Annotated in this window: 15 protein-coding genes; 11 read left to right on the top strand and 4 right to left on the bottom strand. The window is 58.3% G+C overall.

Annotated features, from left to right (window positions below; all coding sequences use genetic code 11):
- Positions 1-197: 197 nt before the first annotated feature.
- Both LAO21_08785 and LAO21_08780 read right to left on the bottom strand, forming a co-directional pair.
- Entirely contained in the window at positions 198-1,598 is a 1,401-nt protein-coding gene (locus tag LAO21_08785) for a hypothetical protein (protein ID MBZ5552800.1), read from the bottom strand.
- Positions 1,599-1,966: 368 nt separating this feature from the next.
- Positions 1,967-3,370, bottom strand: a complete 1,404-nt coding sequence (locus LAO21_08780; GenBank protein ID MBZ5552799.1) for a hypothetical protein — start codon at positions 3,368-3,370, stop codon at positions 1,967-1,969.
- Positions 3,371-3,704: 334 nt separating this feature from the next.
- Here LAO21_08780 and LAO21_08775 point away from each other — a divergent pair, with 334 nt between their 5' ends.
- The gene (locus LAO21_08775; GenBank protein MBZ5552798.1) at positions 3,705-4,118 is read left to right on the top strand and encodes a cupin domain-containing protein; all 414 of its coding nucleotides are present in this window, start codon (positions 3,705-3,707) and stop codon (positions 4,116-4,118) included.
- A gap of 207 nt (positions 4,119-4,325) precedes the next feature.
- Complete coding sequence (locus tag LAO21_08770; protein MBZ5552797.1) at positions 4,326-4,907, top strand: carbonic anhydrase; 582 nt, start codon at positions 4,326-4,328, stop codon at positions 4,905-4,907.
- 131 nt (positions 4,908-5,038) lie between these two features.
- Here LAO21_08770 and LAO21_08765 read toward each other — a convergent pair whose 3' ends face one another.
- Positions 5,039-5,464, bottom strand: coding sequence for a methylated-DNA--[protein]-cysteine S-methyltransferase (locus LAO21_08765; GenBank protein MBZ5552796.1), 426 nt, complete (start codon positions 5,462-5,464; stop codon positions 5,039-5,041).
- Between the two features lie 381 nt (positions 5,465-5,845).
- Between LAO21_08765 and LAO21_08760 the strand changes: the two genes are divergently transcribed.
- The 5 genes from LAO21_08760 (at position 5,846) to LAO21_08740 (ending at position 13,558) form a co-directional block, all read left to right on the top strand.
- Positions 5,846-6,457, top strand: coding sequence for a hypothetical protein (locus LAO21_08760; GenBank protein MBZ5552795.1), 612 nt, complete (start codon positions 5,846-5,848; stop codon positions 6,455-6,457).
- Positions 6,458-6,491: 34 nt separating this feature from the next.
- On the top strand, positions 6,492-7,463 hold the full coding sequence (locus tag LAO21_08755) for a hypothetical protein (protein MBZ5552794.1): 972 nt from the start codon (positions 6,492-6,494) through the stop codon (positions 7,461-7,463).
- Between the two features lie 45 nt (positions 7,464-7,508).
- A complete protein-coding gene (locus LAO21_08750; protein ID MBZ5552793.1) occupies positions 7,509-10,832 on the top strand; it encodes a CHAT domain-containing protein in 3,324 nt (1,107 codons plus the stop codon).
- Positions 10,833-11,240: 408 nt separating this feature from the next.
- A complete protein-coding gene (locus LAO21_08745) occupies positions 11,241-12,758 on the top strand; it encodes a hypothetical protein (GenBank protein MBZ5552792.1) in 1,518 nt (505 codons plus the stop codon).
- 422 nt (positions 12,759-13,180) lie between these two features.
- Positions 13,181-13,558, top strand: coding sequence for an ACT domain-containing protein (locus tag LAO21_08740; protein ID MBZ5552791.1), 378 nt, complete (start codon positions 13,181-13,183; stop codon positions 13,556-13,558).
- Between the two features lie 395 nt (positions 13,559-13,953).
- Here the strand turns inward: LAO21_08740 and LAO21_08735 are convergent, their stop codons facing one another.
- A complete protein-coding gene (locus LAO21_08735) occupies positions 13,954-14,643 on the bottom strand; it encodes a hypothetical protein (protein MBZ5552790.1) in 690 nt (229 codons plus the stop codon).
- A gap of 310 nt (positions 14,644-14,953) precedes the next feature.
- Here LAO21_08735 and LAO21_08730 point away from each other — a divergent pair, with 310 nt between their 5' ends.
- The 4 genes from LAO21_08730 to LAO21_08715 all read left to right on the top strand — a co-directional run bounded on the left by LAO21_08730 (position 14,954) and on the right by LAO21_08715 (position 20,441).
- A complete protein-coding gene (locus LAO21_08730; protein MBZ5552789.1) occupies positions 14,954-16,891 on the top strand; it encodes a winged helix-turn-helix domain-containing protein in 1,938 nt (645 codons plus the stop codon).
- 135 nt (positions 16,892-17,026) lie between these two features.
- Entirely contained in the window at positions 17,027-17,401 is a 375-nt protein-coding gene (locus LAO21_08725; protein ID MBZ5552788.1) for a GntR family transcriptional regulator, read from the top strand.
- The gene (locus LAO21_08720; protein MBZ5552787.1) at positions 17,402-18,469 is read left to right on the top strand and encodes a hypothetical protein; all 1,068 of its coding nucleotides are present in this window, start codon (positions 17,402-17,404) and stop codon (positions 18,467-18,469) included.
- Between the two features lie 40 nt (positions 18,470-18,509).
- Positions 18,510-20,441: an alpha/beta hydrolase gene (locus LAO21_08715; GenBank protein MBZ5552786.1), complete on the top strand. Its 1,932-nt coding sequence runs from the start codon at positions 18,510-18,512 to the stop codon at positions 20,439-20,441.
- Positions 20,442-20,579: the final 138 nt, after the last annotated feature.

The following is a 20,579-nucleotide window of genomic DNA, read 5'->3' as shown; positions in this document are numbered from 1 at the left end:
CAGTTTTCATTCCTGTGAATAACCAGGGATATTTGCTTGGCCCTCGGCGGGTCGGAGAGCTCAAAGACATGGAAAGGACAAGAGGAGTGCGTCAAATTGGCCTGGTAGCCGGGATGAATCGCTCTTTGATTCATCCCGGGGGTTACCTCCCGCCCGGACCAGACCGCAAGGGAAAGAATACTGCGGCGGCAGGAATTCTATTCTCTCAACGCGTTGGAAATGCAAAAGAGATTTTCCGCGAGATTATAAGTCGCCCCCGTTTCGATGCGTTGGAAGACCTCCACGTACCTCGAGTACAGCGTGGCAAGGTTCTTCGCGGCCAATTTCCGTTCTTCCTTGGACAAGGAGTCGTCCGTGGAGAGGCTCCGATAGGCGAGCAACGACCACGGCACCCAAAGATACGTCATGCCTTCGATTTGCACATCCGAGGGGGATATGTACTGGTCCCGGTCCGAGAGATGACTGTCGTCGCTGACCGATCGCTCGACAAGTCCTGTGTCCTTCAGGAAGTCTTGCTTGGCGGTCTTGAACGTGGAGTCGTCCCGCAAGTAAGCGAAGTCCTTTTCAGCGCGGGACAGGACGAACAATACTTGGGCGGTCAATCCCGGATATGATTCCGTCTGGTTGGGACGATTGGGATTGGGTACCCAGCCCTGGGGACTGCGGTAAGTGTTCAAGATCCACTGGGTCCCTCGGCGGATGCTGTCCTCATAGGGCGATTGCATCTTGTTTCGAAGGGACGGGGTCCGATAGGCCTCGACCAGGCTCCAAAGTGCCAACGCGCTGGAGTAGGTCCTCGTGGCTGGCGGGGACACTTCCGGGATCGGGCTCCATCCACCTCCCGGGTCCTGCCGGCGAATGAGGAGTTGAAGATCGCGAAGAATGGATTCGACGACGGCGGGCAGCTCCTGGTCAGTCCACAAGCTGCCGTTCTGAACGGATTCAATCTTGGCCATACCCGCCCACGCGGAAATTTCTGTGATAGTCGGCTTGGAGTTGTCAAAGTAGCCCCACCCCTCTTCTCCGCTTTGATTTCGCAGGCTCTCCAGGTAGACGAACGCCGATTTCAGCGGCTCAACATCCTGAGGGGGTAGACCGGGGACCGCCAAAACAGCGGTCAAACCCTGTGCGGTGGCAAAAACCTGGGAATGGGCACCCGGGTCCTTCACCTCGACCCGAAACCCCTTGCTGCCGTTATCCTGCGTGCGCATGATCAGGTCCCGCCACTGTCCGACAACTCCCTTCCAGATGGGCAACGGCGGTTTCGGCAGGAGCACGAGATTTCCGGCAAAAGCAATCCCCGCGCACAGGAGGATCGAAGAAGCCAGGAGGATCTTCTTCGTGCCGACATGATGGGCCACGAGCCTCTTGTATAACCACAGGTAGCCGAAGAAATAACCGGCGCAGATGACAATCACCACTGCCCAAAAGGCGTGACGTGCCCATTGGTATCCAATCAGCGAGAGGACCGATTCATTCACCTTCTGAAGGGAACCTAGTACCTCGGCGATGTTTCCGAGGCCTACGGTGAGCAAAGCGATAGCGCCATGCTCCTTGGTGAAACCCTTCGTGAAATGTTCCTTTTTGGGCCGCTTCATAGTCGGAATTCTCCGCCAGTCGCCATGCCGCCGAAAGCGCGCATTCCCAGGACAAGAACGCGCATCCCCTCAAGTCAAATCCGGCGCAGGCAACACCGCCCGAATTCAGTGCGATGAGGATCCGGCAGCATGGTCTCGGTGCTCGCACGCGGTAACATCCGCGCACCGCAACTTCAAGAGTTACCTATTAAGAAAGCCCGGATAGGTATTTTGCATTCGTTCAGATTCACTGGAACTAAGCCCACTCTAGCACAGCGAGAAAGAAAGTCAACCAGCAGGCGCCGGCCCCGGGAGCGGTCGGGAGGGGAACAGTTGACCTCTGCCAACAACCAATGATGACGCCCTGTTTCAAGATTCAGCGGGGATAGCTACCGGCCCGCCAAGACGTCGTGGCAGTCCATCCCGTGATCCGGGTCGGTCGGAAAAGGCACTTGAGAAGGCAGATCGTTGGTCCGGACCTGTTTCCAGCGCGGGTTCTTCGGCAACCAGTTGGTACTGGCCCATGGGTTCTGGCGGATCCATTCTTCAAAGGCGGCTTGAGTCGTGGACTTCAGGTTGACGCCCACCAGCAACTCTCGGATCTGCCATTCGCGGCAGGAGCGCAGGGCTTCGGAACGGTCTCGTTCCAGCGGGGTTTCACAACTCCAGGTCGAGTTCGGGCCGATCTGCCATCGGAAGCTGCTGACCATGGTCTCCCAACTGGAGGCTTCAAGCTCATTCACAGCGGCAGTAATGGCGCTGAGACCGGTCGCCTTGGGGAGGTTTCCGGGTCGACGCAGTTGCTCGGCGTGAATCATCTCATGTCCAAGAGAGGAGACCATCCCGGCAGGCGAGAGCTCAGTGAAAGCCGCACCTCGAACCACCAGGTAGTATTGTTGACCACGGTGCGCCTCCACATGAGCATATTCGACCCCACCCACTCCGCCCGGTTGTACGGTCATATAGAAGTCTGCAGGCCCCCACGGCTTGAAATAGGTACCGATCAAAGTGCCGACGAGGATGGTATGCGGGTCCCTGGGATTGGCAGCGCTTCCCGAAGGTATGGTGACGATGCCCGCAGGCAGGGCGGCGCCCATACCGCCCAGCGGCCCCGGGCGTCCCAGGACAACCTGGTCATAAAGCGTCGTGAAGCCATTGGAAGTGCGGAAAGCGGGGCACGGCTGGCCTGTTTTTCTAAGGACGGCGCCACACATGGGTCGTCCCAATGCGGGGCGTGTGCACTTGGGAAGAACGTCGACCGGCTTGTCGTAGGCCTTATCAGTACAGGTGCACAACAGCTCGCCATGCATTCCCCCTCCGATCCTTCGTGGAGGGGGAGGAGGCGGAGGAGCATTTTCTGGCGGGGGAGTGTTCTTGCCGGAGCCGGTGGCCGCCCCCGACCAGGCGTCCGCAACTTTCTTCCACGTGGAGGTGCCCGCACCTTCGTTAAACACCATAAAGGGGAGCGTCAGATGGTCCCCTTCGAAGGAGTACGGCCGGCTCGAAACGGAAAGCTCCAGCACAGGCAGTGAAAGGGTGATGCGACCGGCACGGGTGCCGTAGGTGCCGTCGCCATTGAGCGTTGTGTTCTGTCCGCTCGTATCAGTCGCTTGTATGTGGCACTTGCCATCCGGGTGGAAAATCAATGTGACTGTCTTGCCTTTGCCGGGATGAGTGCCGTCGGAATCCGTCACATGAGTGAAGGTGCCCGTGAGGGTCTGGGAAAAAGTGAGGCTTGAAAAAAGTATGAATATCAGCAGCTTCGAGCAAGCCGAACCAAATAGATGTTTCACCGGGCCTCCTGAGGTCATTGAAATTGGCCATAATATACGCCTGTCCAAGTCAAATAAGAACTCTCCTCGGATCTACACGCTTAGGGCACGACGCTTTTCCCATCATGATCAAAGAGAGTCGCACCGTTGTAGGCGGAGCTCTCCAAACTTCAATTCAGTGACATGATTCTGCCCGCGGCAGGTTGCCTTCCCCTGAGGCGCAATGCGTAAGGCTAGCCAAATTGGATGTGTCCTTCGTTTCCCCCTTTACTCACCACCTGCCTTCCAGTAATATGGGCGACCTCTCAACGATCAGCTGTCAGTCGAAATCTCTTTCAATGGAAAAGGAGAAGCTATGAACTGTCTAAACTCAAAGGTTGCCAGAGCCCTCGTTGTGTTTGCAGTCCTTGGAATCGCCGGGGCGCTGGCGCTCTACGCCCAGCAAGCCCCCGCCGTCAAACGGACCATCCTGATGAAGCAGGACATGAGTATTCCAGGCCGGGAGGCCGTGATGGCGTTGGTTGAATTGCCCCCCGGTGCGGCGGAGGGAAGGCATACCCACCCCGCCGAGGTGTATGCATTCGTCCAGGAAGGCACGATCTCGCTCGAGAATGAAGGCAGTCCCACGGTAACGCTGAAGGCCGGCGATGTCTTTCATATCGCCCCGGGCAAGATTCACCAGGCGACGAATACCGGCAGCGTCACAGCGAGATTGTCGGCAGTGTTCGTGGCCGAAAAGGGCAAGCCTCTCACGACGCAGGTCAAGTAGAGGCGCAGTTCGCTCCAGACGGCTGATAGACCGACTTATACTTTCCTGCTCCCGGGGAATGATCGACCCCTCGCTGACGCAGAATCGGCGTGTTCGCCCCTGTGCTCCCCTTCGTTGGGCATTGAAACTGGGCGCGGGTCACTAGAACACGGTTCGGCGCAAAGAACGCGTTGTAAGTCAAAAACTCATCTCGAAAGAGGAGAAACAATGAGCAAAGTACTGGAAGAGGTTCTAGCAGCGAATGCCCGTTATGCCGAAGGCTTTGGTGACAAGGGCAAGCTGGCGATGCCGCCGGCCCGCAAGTTCGCAATTCTCACCTGTATGGATGCACGGCTGCACCCGTCCAAGTTTGCGGGACTTGCAGAAGGGGACGCCCACGTCATTCGGAACGCCGGCGGCCGGGCCAGCGATGACGCCATACGGTCCCTGGTGATCTCCTGCAAGTTGCTCGGCACGCGCGAGTGGTTCGTTGTTCATCACACCAACTGCGGGATGGAAGTGTTCACGGATGAAATCATGCGGGATTTGCTCGGAAACAGCCTGAAGACCGCGACGTTCGATGGAAAGACCTGGCGCGATACGGGTGCAGGACCCGGGTCGACTGAGGGTCAATTCATCGATTGGCTCACGATCAAAGACCAATCGAAGAGCGTCATCGCCGATGTCCAGCGCATTCGAAGCCATCCTCTGGTTCCGGGCGATATCCCGATCTACGGGTATGTCTATGATGTCGCAACAGGAAAACTAAGAGAGGTTCCCGAGGCCACAGCCGCGGGCAGGGCAAGATAATCGCCCCCGATTCACCAGGACAAAACGGAGTGAGGCGGCGATCCCCGGTTCATGGTTCAGGGAATTATCTGGAGTAGCGGCGAACGACCAGTGAAATCGGCAGGCCCACACACACCATGTGAGTGATGCAATCAACGATCCGCCCAGGATCCGAAGGAAAACTGCTCGGACCCTGAAAATGCCCCCTCCAGGATCAACAGTTTCTTTTTAATATCAATGCCTCCCCCGTAGCCGGTGAGATTCCGATCGGCCCCGATGACCCGATGGCAAGGAACGATGAGAGACACCGGGTTGGTCGCATTCGCCCGGCCTACGGCTCTCGAGCCGTGTGGATGGCCAATGCGCACTGCCAGCTCGCCATAGCTCCGGGTCTTTCCGTAGGGGATTTGCAGAAGCTCCTCCCACACCCGCATTTGGAAATCCGTGCCCACGAGATGCAGAGGAATCTCGAATTTCCTTCGCCGCCGGGTAAAGTATTCGTCGACCTGGTGCTGGACCTCGCTCAACGCCCGGGCCTCCCAGGTGACTGAATGACCTGCCCCTTCGAGCTTCTCCATGATCTCCTCCGATCGGTGCTTACCGAGAAAGTACAGCTGCACCAGGGCGCCCTTTTCATTCACGGCCGCAAACACTTCACCCACAGGCGTGGTGAAAGCGTAAGCAAAAAGCGTCATAGGTTCACCGCGAGATTCCACGCGGGGTTTTCGGTTACTGTGTTGTCGATCCACAGGAACTCACTCCGTTTTACGTCTTCCACTCCGAGATATTGAGCTTTTATATTAACCCGTGTGACCCATGTCAAGAACTCGTTGTCGACATGTAGATTTGTGATCTGGCGCCATCCGCGGGTTACGCCATGGTCTTGGTTGTGTCCTTGAGGTATGTCTGGGTGCGGGAGTAGAATCGCGGTTGACGAAAGCGTAGAAGGGCCCGCGGCCATGACAGACCTGAAGAAGGACTGGACACTGAACGCTGAAGCCTTCCACCAGTTTCTCAATTGGCTGGACGAGGGGGTCGATACCAGCGGTGAGAGGTATCTCGAAATGCGCCACCGGCTGCTGCTTTACTTCGACCGGAGGAACTGCCTCTCCCCGGATGAATTGGCGGATGAAACACTGAACCGGGTGGCACGCAAGCTCGGGGAAAAGGGCGCGATTACCGACGTCTCGCCCGCCCACTATTGCTACATCGTCGCCAAGTTCGTTTTCCTGGAATACGTGCGCGCGGCCAAACAAGGCCCGACAACCTTCGACGAATTATCAGAACCTCGTCATGCAGTCTCGGACCTGACGGTGACGTCGGGGCCAGAGATGGTGATTGAGACCCGGGAGAAGCTGCTCGACTGCCTGGAAAAATGCCTGCGGAAGTTGCCCTCGAGCGAGCAAGAGCTCATCCTGGAGTATTATCAGGGTGAACAGCGGGTAAAGATCGAGCGCCGCGCCCAACTGGCTGCCCGCTTCGGCCTTTCGATGAATGCCCTGAGCATCCGGGCCTGCCGGATCCGCAACAAGCTGGAAGTTTGTGTTAGTACGTGTGCCAGGCGAAAATGAAGGATTTTACCGGATTCTGTCTTATATAAGTGGGATGATGTCTCTATCAGACAAGCAAGGATATGATGATCAGCTCCTGGTACGGTATCTTCTTGGTTCTCTGCCCAATGAAGAGGCCGAGCACCTGGATGAGTTGAGCATCGCGGATGACGAGTTCGCGTTGCGGTTGAATGCGGTCGAAAACGACCTCGTGGACGCTTACGCGAGAGGCGATCTTTCCGGGGAGACGCAGGATCGGTTTAAGTCATTCTATCTATCCTCGATGAATCGACGCGAGAAGGTGCGTTTCGCCGAGACCCTTCTCGGGTATGAAAACAGAACAGCGGACGCTCAAATCGCCCCAGCATTGAGCCCTTTCAGGTCCGCGCCGTCGGAAGGCCCTTCACAACAGTCATCCCGGCGGAGGTTCTTCCCCCTCCCGCCCTTAGTTCCCCAGTGGACACTTGCAGGCCTGGCGCTGGTGATGCTTCTTGCTGGCGGGCTTCTACTCATGGATAACCTGCGACTGCGTAAGCAGGTGACCGAGGCAGAGGCAGGTCGTGCCGCGCTTGGCGAACGAGAGCAGCAGATGAAGACGCAGCTCACCGAACAACGCTCAGCCAGCGCCAGAACTCTAAAAGAGCTAGAACAGGCCCGTGAACCTCAGGTGAACCTTGACCAGCTCAGGACCATTTCTCTTTTCCTGCTGCCGGCGACCCGAGGCGCAGGCCAGATTCCGACGATTTCCGTGCCCACGGGAACGGACCTGGCGGTATTGCTGTTGGCGCTCGAGTCGGACGACTTCCCGGCCTATCGGGCTGAGTTAAAGGACCCTGCAAACCATCACCTGATATGGCGTAGCGGAAACCTGAAGAGCACGTCCGGTGGCGAATACAAAGCTGTTTCAATCAGCTTCCGCGCCGACGTGTTGAAGCCCCAGAATTACCTCGTGGAGCTCACGGGAGTACCCTCTCGAGGCGCCCCGGAATTCATCAGCACTTATCCCTTCCGCGCTATGCTAAAATAGCGTCACCCGAACGAATTCCAAATCATTCACGCAGGTGTATTCACTATGACGCGAAGCATCCGTTCTTACTCCCTCGTTATCGGTCTTATCGCCCGGAGGGCGAGCGCTGTGTTTGTCGCAACGTGCGCCCTATCGCCGCTTTCCCTGGCTGTAAGCTCTCCTCCCCTTCCCAACGGATCTTTGCCTGTCACACAAGCCGCACCTGCACAAAATCAGCAGGAAATCACGCTCCTCGAACCCGGCAAGCCACTGGAACGCGAAATAGCTCGTGGACAGAAGTACAGTTATAGGTTCGAACTGAGCCAAGGGCAGTACGCCACCATTGCCATTGATTGCCGAGGCGCGTCTGCAACGATCAGACTCCTTGACACTGCAGGCACTGCGATCGACGGGTCTTTTGTGAATGCGCAATCCGTCAAAGAGACAGTTGAGGTCGTGGCGGAAACACCAGGTCGCTACGGCCTGGAAGTCGAGAATAAGTCGCTGCCACCTTCGACAGAGGCCTGCACAGCTCAACTTTCAGAACCGCGCCCCGCCTCCGAGAAGTCGCATCAGCTCCAGCAGGCCCGGGTCCTGGCCTTTAATGCCAGCGTTCTTAGTGACGCCGGAAAGTACGCTGAAGGGCTGGAATCCGCGCAGAAGGCTCTGGAGCTGCGGGAAAGGGAGCTGGGGCCGGAGGATGCTTCGGTTGCCTTTCCGCTCTATTTACTCGGAAACATCTATCTAGCCACGGCCGAGCTTCCAAAGGCCGAAGCGGTCTACCAGCGTGCGCTGAAGATCCAGGAAAAAACAACCGGCCCGGCAAGTGACAGCATTTTCAAAACCCTCAACAACCTGGGGGTTCTCTACGCACAAACGGAAGAATTTGACAAAGCCGAGCTGTCTTTGCAACGCGCATTGGATGTCGGAGAAAAGATGTTCGGCGTGGAAGCTCCAGCCCTCGCGAACTCACTTGTAAATCTCGCGGATGTGTATGATATGAAAGCGGACTACAGCAAGGCGATCATCTATTATGAACGGGCAAGGGCGATCGCAGAAAAGACGTTTGGTCCGGATTATCCCGGCCTCGCCACTATAGTCGCGAACCTTGCCGGGGTGTACTCTGAAAAAGGCGACTATCTGAAGGCCGAGAGTCTTGGTCAGCGTGCAGTGTCGATCCTGGAGAGGACTTCCGGGCCCGAAGATCGCCGGCTTGGAGTCCCCTTGGAGAATCTTGCCGACGCGTACCGTTTGGAAGGGGCTATTGATAAAGCGGAACCGCTCTACAAGCGCGCGCTCAAGATTTTCGAGAAAACGCAGGGACCCGAGCATCCGCTCGTCGCGGATACTCTGACGAATCTGGCCGACATCGATCACGACCGCCGCGATTTCGCAACCGCGGAGGCGCTTTACCAGAGAGCACTCGCTATCAGAGAAAAAAAGCTGGGGGCCGACCATCCCGACGTGGCGCTTTCATTCGAGCACCTCGGAACGCTTTTCCGAGATCGAGGGGATTACGGCCGCGCAGAAGATTTCTACCGGAGGGCGCTGGCGATTCGCGAAAAGGCCCTCGGGCCTGAGCATCCCGATGTGGTCAACACTCTCACCAACTTATCTACCCTTCAAATGGCGATGGGCAACTTCGGGGAAGCGGAAGGGTCCCTGTCGCAGGCCATCGCTATCAGCGAGCACAACGCCGATCTGAATCTCCTTGCCGGCTCGGAACGGCAGAAGCTGGCCTATCTGAAACTGTTGTCACCCCAGCTGAATCAAGCGATCACGCTGAATGCGAGTCTTGCGCCTGAACAGGCCGCCGCCCGCGACCTGGCGGCCACGACCGTGTTGCAACGTAAAGGCCGCGTACAGGATCTCCTTTCCGACAATCTTCAAGTGCTGCGACAGCACCTGAATAACGAGGACGCAAAATTACTCGATGCGGTGGATGACGTCACATCTCGGCTGGCCCGGCTGGTTCTGGGCGGCCCCGCAAACACAACTAGCGAGGAACATCAGAAGCGCGTCAATGCGTTGAAGGAAGAGCGGGAACATCTTGAGGCCGAGATCAGCAAGCGCAGCGCCGAGTTCCTCGCCGTGTCACAACCGGTCACGTTAGAAGCCGTGCGCAGCGCGTTGCCCGGGAACACCGCCTTGCTGGAATTCATGGCATACAGGAGATACCTTCCCGGAGGAGTAACGGACCAGGATCGCGTGGGCGAGTCGCGCTATGTCGTCTACGTTATCCGCCCCACCGGCGACGTGCAGTGGAGAGAGCTGGGCGAGAGCAAGGTTCTCGACCGAGCGATCGATGCCTTCCGCCAGGCGCTGCGCGATTCCAAAAGAAATGATGTCACCCAACTCGCACGTGCCGTGGACGAGAGGGTCATGCGGCCCGTGCGCAGCCTGATCGGGGATGCCACCCACCTGCTCGTTTCACCGGATGGGGAGCTCGACCTCATCCCTTTTGAAGCCCTGGTGGACGAAAATGGCCGCTATTTGCTGGAGCGCTACTCGATCACCTACCTGACTGCCGGACGCGACTTGCTCCGAATGCAGGTGCCCAGGGAAAGTCGGAGTAAACCCATTGTGGTGGCTGACCCGTTCTTCGGTGAGCCAGGGAGCAGGCAGATTGCAGAGGCGCGCTCGCTAAAGGTGAATCATACTAAGACCGCCTCAGCGCGCCGGAGCATCACCACCGGGCAGGATTTGTCCACCGTCTACTTTGCCCCGCTCATCGGCACGGCCCAGGAAGCTCACACTATTCACTCCCTCTTCCCCGAGGCCAGAGTCCTCACTGGAGAGCGAGCGACCGAAGCTGCCCTCAAGGGGGTTGATGCGCCCAGGATCCTGCACATCGCGACGCACGGATTCTTTCTGCAAGACCAGGGGAGTGACACCGGGCCGACGACGCCCGGCCCTGCAGAGGGCGGCACCCGCGCCATTCAGGCGAGGGTCAACATCGAGAACTCGCTGTTGCGTTCGGGGTTGGCTCTGGCGGGGGCGAATCTGAACAAAGGCGGTGGCGATGACGGCATTCTCACCGCCCTGGAGGCCGCGAACCTCAACCTTTGGGGGACAAAGCTGGTGACGCTTTCCGCCTGCGATACGGGAGTGGGGGAGGTGAAGAACGGGGAAGGCGTGTACGGACTCCGGCGGGCGTTTTTCTTGGCCGGCACGGAAACCCTGGTCATGAGCCTGTGGCCGGTCAGTGACTACGTCACGCGGGAATTGATGAGTGATTATTATGGAGGATTGAAAAAGGGCCTGGGGCGGGGTGAGGCGCTGCGGCAGGCGCAATTGGCCATGCATAAGCGCAAAGGTCACCAGCATCCGTTCTATTGGGCCAGCTTCATCCAATCAGGCGAATGGGCCAGTCTCGACGGCAAGAGATAAGCGCCGGAAGGTGAAGTCGGAAGTCGGACTTCAGAAGCCGGAAGTCAGAGGGCGGATATGATAGGTCAAGTTTTTGACTCTTTGATTCGAGGGTTTTACGACAGAGAAGCTGTGGTTTTTCTAACTTCTAGATTCCGACTTCCGACTTCTGGCCTCTGACTTCTTGCGTCCGGTTTCTGGCCTCCGGCTTCAGTCCTCCTTCCTCTGACTTCCGACTTCTCTTGCATCAAAACTCGAACAACGATGAAATGTTTTGCTCTTCGCAGTCTTATCTAAGTGAATCGCGGATCAACTTGTGATTCGGGCTGCCAAGCCCGTTGCGTACGTTGGAGCCCGGAGGCGGGCAAGGGAGGAGTACGCTCAGGTTGGGCCCGCGCAGTTTACCAGCCCCAATCAAGGAGGAATCCCATGCAACTGAAGGTACGATTGGCAATACCCGGGATCGGAGCGCGTAAGTGGAGCATCATCATCGGGGTGTTGGTTCTGGCTTGTGCCGTTTCTGCGGCCATGATCCCGAACCTGTTCCCGTTTCTCGACTCCGCCGGTCTCGTCACCACCTACAACATCAACGGCCCCATCGACGAGAGCAACGCCTTTTTCCAAAGCCTGGGCACCAACGGCCGCAGCTGTGCTACCTGCCATATTGCGGGTAACGCTTTCGGGCTGAGCGCCCAGCATGCGCAGGCGCGTTTCCGGGCGACCCGGGGCCGCGATCCGCTATTCGCCGCAGTGGACGGGGCTAATTGCCCCACCGCCAGCCCGGGCGATCCGTCAGGTCACAGCCTCTTGCTGAATAACGGCCTGATCCGCGTCGCCCTTCCGATGCCCGCAAATGCTCAGTTCACTATCCGCGCCGTGCACGATCCCTACGGGTGCGCCAGCGTGACCGACCCGGTTTCCGGCCAGCAGACCATCTCTATCTACCGTCGCCCGCTGCCGACCACCAACTTGAGATTCCTGAGCACCGTCATGTTCGACGGCCGCGAAACGATTCAGCCGCTCAATAACGCACAAACGTTCCCGGCAAATCTTGTGACCGATCTGATGCACCAGGCCGTGGACGCGACCCTGGGACACGCGCAGGCAGCGAACGCGCCGACCACGGAACAACAAACGGCGATTGTTAATTTCGAACTGGGGCTCTTCAGCGCCCAGGTCTTCGATAATCGGGCGGGCCTGTTGTTCGCTCATGGCGCCCAGGGCGGCCCCTTGAAGCTGTCCCAGCAGACGTACTATCCGGGCATCAATGATTCGCTCGGACACGATCCGCAAGGGGAGGCGTTTAATCCGACAGTGTTCACAATCTTTGGGGCGTGGGCGAACCGCGCCGGGCATGATTCGGACGGCGAGGACCATGCAGAGGCCCGGCAGAGGATCGCAGCGGGCGAGGCCCTCTTTAATACCCGTCCCCTGACCATTTCGAATGTGAGGGGCCTGAATGATAACTCCGCGCTGGGTGCGTCTTTGCCCATCGCTCCCTTCCAGGGAACGTGCACCACGTGCCACAACACCCCCAATGTCGGTAACCACTCGTTTCCTTTGCCCCTCGACATCGGCACGGGTCACGATGCAGCCAACGAGCCCGACATCCAAATTGCAGGCGGACTCTCTCAACTCAGCTTTCCGGATCTGCCGGTCTTTGAAATTACCGGGTGCCCGAATCCATTCCCCGATCCCAAACAGCCCCATGCGCCTTTCGTGATTTTCACAACCGATCCCGGCAAGGCGTTGCTTTCGGGGCAGTGCAGCGATGTGAATCGGACCAAGGGCCCGATCCTCCGCGGGCTGGCTGCCCGGGCGCCTTATTTCCATAACGGCGCGGCGCGAACGTTGAACGAAGTAGTGAACTTTTACAACCTGCGTTTCCAGATGAATCTCAGTGACAAAGAGAAGTCGCAGCTGGTCGCATTCCTGAACTCCCTCTGATCGCAATGGGAGCTCGACTGCGCAGGCATCGTCCGCTGGGGCGGATGATGCCTGCGGCACCCTTCGTCGTCGCCACACTCGATGGTTTGGCAGCCCCGGCACGGTTTTTGTGGTGGGGGCATTTCGTCGCATTGGGGAATGAATTGTCGATGGTGGATGCTATCCCAAAAAGGTTTTCGCTCCCGCCTCACCCTTCGTCCTCGCCCCTCTCGAAAGCGGTCTGCGGCGGGAGGGACTCCGATTGGGAGTTCGACGGGCCAGAGGGCAGTTCGACTTCGCAAGCATCGTCTGCTGGGGCGGCCGATACCAGCGGCACCCGGTGTAATGCGCGAAAGAACCTCTCTCGGTCGAAGCAACACCCCCTCAATGAGTTTTGTCCTATGTCCAGGTGTGACCGCACATAGTGAAGCTCGAGGTTACGGATGCGACTGGCAGTAATCCAAGGTGAATTCGGCGCTGCCCGCCTCGACGCCAACGAGGCCACGCCGGCTTGGGCAACACAGGGCCTCATCTCCTCGGTCACTCGTACGGACGAAGAGCTCTCCGTGGTTTGCGACGCCGGGGCGATTCCCCCGGGTGTGAAAGCCGAGCGAGGCTGGAGGTGTCTTCGGGTCATGGGGCGCCTCGAATTCTCGCTAACGGGAATCCTCGCCTCCATCGTTGGGCCCTTGGCGGCCGCCAAGGTGAGCATCTTTGCTATTTCCACGTACGACACCGACTACGTCCTCGTCCCGGGCGAGGCCATGGGCCGAGCGATCGAGTCTCTTCGCGCAGCAGGTCATGAGGTGTTGGGGGCGTGAAGGTCCTCGCTAGATCTCTTTTTCCATAATCCCTCCCACCGGCAGGTAGGGGATATTTCAGATCGGGCCCTTCGCTCAGCTCTGAGTCGGCACACCCCACCGAATCCGCGCGGCTTAATCAGAAAAACAATTCTTGAATCCCCGCGGCAACTCGGTTGAGCCGATTCAACGGGCGTGCGCCTTGGGTCGGGAAGGTGGTATCTGAATTATCCCCTCCGCCGCGGCGGATCGGCGGGATTGAAAGGAAGAAAATAGGAGGCGCCAGTAGGCTGAACTTGAAGGATCCCCCAATCCGTCGTGACGGATTGGGGGGATTGTCAAATTAGGAACCTGACGAGCCGATGGGGGACCGGGGCAGCTGATGGCCGCCCCGATTCTAACTCGACCGCGACACCTCAGGGGTTGCAGGTGGCGGGGGTGTGCGAAGTGTCCGGATTAGTGCAGAGCGGTCCCAGCTTCGAGACCGGGTCAGGCAAGCTAATCATCGCCATCGGGCCGGCCTTGTGCTCGCCGTTGAACGGTGTGAGCTTGGTCGGATCGTTGGCCGGGAAACCGCACGCGGCGGCGTCCTGGGGATTGTCAAACCAGAAGCCCACATGGAATGTATTCGTCGGCGGCAGTCCCACGGAGGGATCGAAGCCAAAAATGTCGTCCAGCAGAACCGTCCTGATGCTGACATGGCCGTCATCCGTACGATTCCCGATCTGAATGTCCGATTGATACCAGGCGAGACCGAAATTCTTGAAGTTCGGATCGGAGGTCCCATCTGAGAGGAACGGACTGTTCTGCACGGTGAACAGGTCGAAGGCCAGGCCGGGTTTGATCCCGTCGAGATCCAGGATGAGCGTGTCATTCAATTTGCCGCGAATGACCGTGGCGCGAGCCTTCGGTTCTTCAAGTGACGACCGGCGCAGGCAATCCACAAATTGTGGATTTGCAACGAGGCGGAAGCTGATTTCGTCCTTCTTATTCTGAGCCGAAGCTACAGATGGAAGGATCGTAGCCCCCGTAATCACCACCACCAAGAACAGGATCGCGTCGAGCACGACCCGATTCCAGAAATGTAAAAGTTTGTTATTTTTCACTGTTCTCCTTTTCTGTCAATTAAGTTAAATTAAGTGAAGGACCCTGATGAGATCCTCCACCCGTGGTTCCTCTCCCGCAAGAGAGGAGTGTTGCCCGGCTCAGGATGAGGGAAGGTCGAAATGACCGGCAATCGCGAAGTGCTCTGATTTCGATTGCATCGCTTTTTTCAGCCGCCCTGCCATTCATTCCTGTCGGCAACGTGCCCACTCTAGTCGAGGTGCTCTCAAGAGTCCTTAAGAAGTCTCAAGAAAATTGCAAGGATTTTCCAAGTGCCCCGCGCGAGCGGAGATCACATTGGAGACTAAAGCGTTGTACGAATTTGGCCGATTCCACTTTGACCCCGCCGACCACTTGCTTTTGAGTGGCGCCACCCCGATTTCACTCACCCCCAAGGCGTTCGACATCCTTGTTGTGCTCGTTCAGAACGGGAACCGGCTCACAACTAAAGAAGAGTTGATGAGCAAAGTCTGGCCGGACAGCTTTGTGGAGGAAGCCAACCTGACCATAAATATCTCAGCCCTGCGCAAGGTCCTGGGGGAGACACCCGACGGCCAGCACTACATCGAGACGGTGCCTAAGAAGGGCTACCGTTTTGTTGTCCCCATTACCGAAGTGCGAGACAAGAGTTTACAAATTCCAAGGCCGCCGGTGGCCTTGAGAAGCGACATTGCTGCCCCGCCCATTGCAGCGCAAAGCGAAAATCTTCCTCCTAGCAATCGAACACCTTCGGGAAGGATCGACAGAGAAGGGTTTTGGTCTCGTTCGAGTGTGTTGACTCTCGCCTTGGTTCTCGTCGTCCTTTTTGGATTGAGTTACATGATCTATCGCGGCCGATCCACCCGATTGCAGCCCGCGGCACATCCGCGAAGCCTGGCGGTCCTTCCTTTTCAGAACCTGCGGGAGAGTCCCGATGATGATTTTCTCGGATTCTCACTTGCCAACGCGGTCATCACCAAGCTCGACTATGTCAGTGAACTTGCCGTCCGGCCTTCCTACGCCGTCCAGAAATACAATTCGCAAACCATCGATATTCCCAAAGTCGCCGCGGACCTCAACGTCGATACACTTCTCACCGGTACCTTCCTCCGCGAAGGCGACGCCCTGAGAATCACCAGCCAGCTCATCGATGTCAAAACGCAAAACCTTATATGGAAGGGCACGTTCGATCTGAAATACGAAAAACTTCTGAGCGTTCAGGACAGCGTCGCGCAGCAGATCATTAAGGGATTGGAGTTGACCCTCTCGCCGTCGGAAGTGGAACGACTGAAGCCCGATCCGGCCGTCAACCCTCTTGCTTACGAATATTACCTGCGCGGGATTGACCTCTATTCGAAGAATGATTTTCCCGTGGCGATCAATATGTTGGAGAAGTCGGCGGAACTCTCTCCGGACTACGCACTGACCTGGGCCAACCTGGGCAGGGCCTACACGGCGAACGCCTCGTTTCAATTTGGCGGGGGAGAGCAATACCGCAAGGCCCAGGCCGCATTCGAACATGCCCTCTCGCTCCAACCGGATTTGATCGACGCCCGTATCTACATGGCCAACATGTTTACGGACACGGGCAGAGTGGAAAAGTCCGTGCCGTTGCTGCGGGAAGCCCTCCGAACAAATCCCAATCACGCGGAAATTCATTGGGAATTGGGCTATGCCTACCGCTTCGCGGGCATGCTGCAACAATCCGTTTCGGAATCCGAACGGGCGCGGCAACTCGACCCGGGCGTAAAGCTCAATAGCTCGACGCTGAACAGCTATCTCTACCTTGGACAATACGACAAGTTCCTCGGGAGTCTCCCGGCAACCGATGATTCCGCCCTGATCGTTTTCTATCGCGGGTTCGGCGAGTACTACAAGAAGAACTTCGCCCAGGCCGCGAAAGACTTTGATCACACCTTTGAGCTGGACCGTTCTCTCCTGCACGCCCAAATTGGAAAGGCGATCAGCTTCGGAATTCACCACCAGGACTCGGAGGCCGCGGAAATGCTGCGTTCCGTGGAAAGTAAAATCAATGAACGCCGCGTGGGGGATCCCGAAGCGATCTACAAGGTAGCGCAAGCCTACGCGATGCTGGGCGACAAACCGTCGGCCCTGCGCGTCTTGAAGCAGAGCATCGAGAATGGATTCTTTCCTTACCCCTATTTTGCGGCGGATCCGCTTCTGGACCCCCTTCGCAACGAAAATGAATTTTCCGAGCTCATGAGTGTGGCGCGCCGACGCCACGACGCCTTCAAAGCGACATTCTTCTAAAGAATCCTCTCCAATTCCCGGCTGCGGCAGGGTCGGGCCACAATCCCTGTTCGCATGGACAGAAATTTCGCCCGATTTTCTCCTTGACGACGTAGAAGTGTATGGAGTATACATACGCAGTACACTCATATGTTGGTGACCATTGATACGAGCGATCCTCGCCCGATTTATCAGCAGGTAGCTGATGGAATCAAGGAACTGATCGCGTGTGGGAAACTGGCGGAAGGCGCGCCGTTGCCGCCCGTCCGGCAGCTGGCGGCAGACCTGGGGATCAACCTCAACACCATTGCCACCGCCTATCGCGAGTTGCAGAAGGACGGGTTAATCGTCATCAAGCGCGGGTCGGGTTCGGTGGTGGCCTCGCGCACCATGACGGAGCGCAGTCGGAAGAAACTCGTTCGCCCGTTGCGCACCGCGCTCACGGAAATGGTCCTGGCCGGCTTGCCGGCGAGCAAGATTCTGAAGATGGCGGCACAAGAGCTGCGCCTGGTGGAGAAAGGAAGCAAGTAGATGCACGGCAACGACTCTCTCCAATACATCGTGCTGTTGTACCTTTTGTTCTTTGGGACCCGTATCCGTGGATACTTCCGCCGATGGCGACAGCCGCTGCTTCGCGGCCGGGCATGGTTCTTCAGTGTGTCGGTGCAGCCCGATTTTTACACGGGGGCAGGGCGGAGGGTCCTCCATCGCTACTGGATGCGGATGTTCATTCCCTGCGTGCTCGACATCCCCATCGCGATGGCCGCATTCGTTCCCGGCCATATCCAGTACATGCCCTGGCTGATGGTGGTGCAGGCGGCCCTGATCCACATCAACCATGTGTTTTCGGTGGACCGGGCAGAGCGTCAGGCGCGGCGCTTCGTGCTCCCGGAATCCGAGCAACCGGCAGCCGCCGTGGCTTGTTCCCTGCACGCGCGGCGCCTGCGCGACTACACCCATTCCAAGGTAGAAGGGGCGTTGGCGCTATCCTCGGCGGTGGCCCTGCTATGGCTCATTCGCTACTACTTCGCGACGGCTGATCATCACAGCCTGCGCCATGTCTTCGGGGTTCCTGTCCTTTGCCTTTACATCCAACTCGGCCTGCTGTTCGTCAAGCGTGTGGTGGTGGCCTGGCGTAATCCGGTGCCCCGGACCCAGGCCGCCGAGCATATGGAGGCGCGCGAGGAAACGCGTAAGTATTACCTCAGGATGTGTGATTGGAACCGTGCCGCGGCAACTGCGGGGATCCTGTTCTGGCCGATCCTGCTGAGTGCATCTCCGGCCCGCTTGACCCGTCTCTCCAATGTCTGGACCGCGAGCTGGCTGGTGATCGGTGTTGTAGCCGCCGTTTGGGTAGAGATCAAGAGGAAGCAACTGGTGACGATGGCGCTGAGCGTGCGTCCTGTGAAGCTGCCGGACCTTCTGCACCAGGCGGAAGTCACGAGATGGCCGTTGTGCTATCAGCCATCCTCACCCCTGCTGGTGCTGAAAGGCGCGCGTGGTTATTCGTTGAATCTCGCGAATACGCTCGCCCATCTTGGGGCGGCTTACATGGCCGGCCTGATGGTCCTGCTTGTCCTCTTGCGGACAGGCTACTAACGAAACAACTCTGGAAAACAGATCGAAGAGGAGAAACTCGATGAAAACAAGACGGGGGAAGTGTGCCTATATTCTGCAATCACTGCTGACCGCAGCTTGGCTCTCGATCGCCGCAGCGCAGCCGGCACACACAAGTCCGCTTGGCCCGTCGCCCTCCAATGCCGGTTCCTGGGCGCAATCTCAGGCAGCCCCCGCGCCGGCGGGGCGGCTGCAGACCGCCAATGGGCACAACATTTCAGGTGAGTGGCAGGGAGTGGTGGCTGGCCTGCACTTGATTGTGAAGATTGAGCAGGCCGCCGACGGCACTTTCACGGGAAAACTTACCAGTTTGGATCAGGGGAATGTCACTCTCCCGATTGACGCCGTATCTTTTTCGCCAAGCAGCGGCTTGCGACTGGACCTGAAGAGCATTGGCGCGGTTTTCGAAGGAAAGCTGAACGACGACGGAAGCGAGTTCGCGGGAACGTGGGAGCAGGGTGGCAATTCCATCGCTCTCTCGCTGCACCGTGCCGGTGCGGGCGCACCCAAGCCTACGCTCCAACCGAGGACGGTGGGAAGTATCCCGCTCGAGCCGTGCCGTACAAAAGACGGCAACACGGAGGGGCTGTGCGGAAAGTACGAGGTGTATGAGAACCGGACGTCGGCAAACGGTCGCAAGATCGCACTGAACATCATGGTCTTGCCGGCGCTCTCCGGCAAACCGGCGGCCGACCCCTGGTTCGGTCTGGCCGGAGGTCCGGGACAGAGTGCCGTAGAAGCCTTTCCGCAGGCAGGCTTCACGGTGAAAGTGCGGCAACAACGGGACGTGGTGCTGGTGGACCAGAGAGGGACGGGCGCATCCAATCCATTGCCGTGCGAGGTACGCGATCCCAACAACGCGCAGGAATTGATCGGCGAAGCCCTCTCTGTTGAGAAGGTGCGCGCCTGCCGCGCGGCGCTTGAAAAAAAGGCAGACCTCACACAGTACACCACCTCCATTGCCGCCGATGATCTCGATGACGTGCGGCAAGCCATGGGTTACGACAAGATTAATCTGTTCGGCGGCTCGTACGGCACGCGGGCCGCTCTGGTGTACCTGCGGCGGCACGGAGAGCATGTTCGCACCCTGACGCTGGAGGCAGTCGCCCCCCCGCAGTATCGGATTCCTTTGGCCTTCTCGCGGACCACCCAAGACTCGGTGGATCATTTGATCGCCCGTTGTGGGGCAGACGAGGGCTGCCACAAGGCCTTTCCCGATTTGAAGAAAGAGTTTCAGACCCTGGTGGACCAACTGGAGAAATCGCCGGCGCACTTTAAGGTGAACAACCCGGGCGGAGGAACGCAGCCGGTCACGCTTTCCCGCGGCATGTTTGTCGCCTCCCTGCGGCCCCTGCTCTATATACCGGGGCTGATCAGCCAGTTTCCCAACCTCATCCACCGTGCCTCCCAGGGCGATTGGAGTATTTATGCGGCGGGCACGATGGCAGTGAGAAACGCCATTGACAAGCAGGTCGATCGGGGCATGAGTCTTTCCGTGATCTGCGCGGAAGATATCCCCGGGCTGACGGAGGCGACGATTCGGCGGGAAACGGCCGGCACCTACCTGGGCGACTTCCAGGTGCGTTTGTATCAGAAAGCCTGCGGCGAATGGGTTCGAGGCGGCATCCCCCGGGACTTCTACGCGCCCATCCGTTCCGCCGTGCCCGCGATTCTGATCTCCGGGGCGCTCGATCCGGCCACGCCCCCTGAAGCCTCGGCGCAGGCAGCGCATGATCTGAGCCACAGCCGCGTGATTGTTGTGAAAGACGGGACCCATGGAACCGGTTCCTTGTGCATCGACGGACTCATTTCGGAATTTGTGGCGCAAGGCTCGGCCGCAGGCCTCGACGCCTCGTGTGCTGACCAGATCCATCTGCCGCCGTTCTTCACGCAGGCGCAAGCCAGCCAGTCTCAGCAGAAGGCGAAGCAGTCGAGAGGAGGAGAGGTGAGATAAGTCCGGAGGGTTTTAGCGCTTCGCCCGTGATGCTCGCGTCATGGGCCGGCAATGGAAATGTTGTGCCGATCCCCATGCGCGTTTACTCCAAATGACACGGTCCAGGTGACCCAAGCTCCGCCTTCAAGGAGCGGCGCT

Source organism: Terriglobia bacterium (genome assembly GCA_020073085.1).
Taxonomy (GTDB): domain Bacteria; phylum Acidobacteriota; class Terriglobia; order JAIQFV01; family JAIQFV01; genus JAIQFV01.
This window is presented reverse-complemented; position numbering and strand designations above follow the sequence as displayed.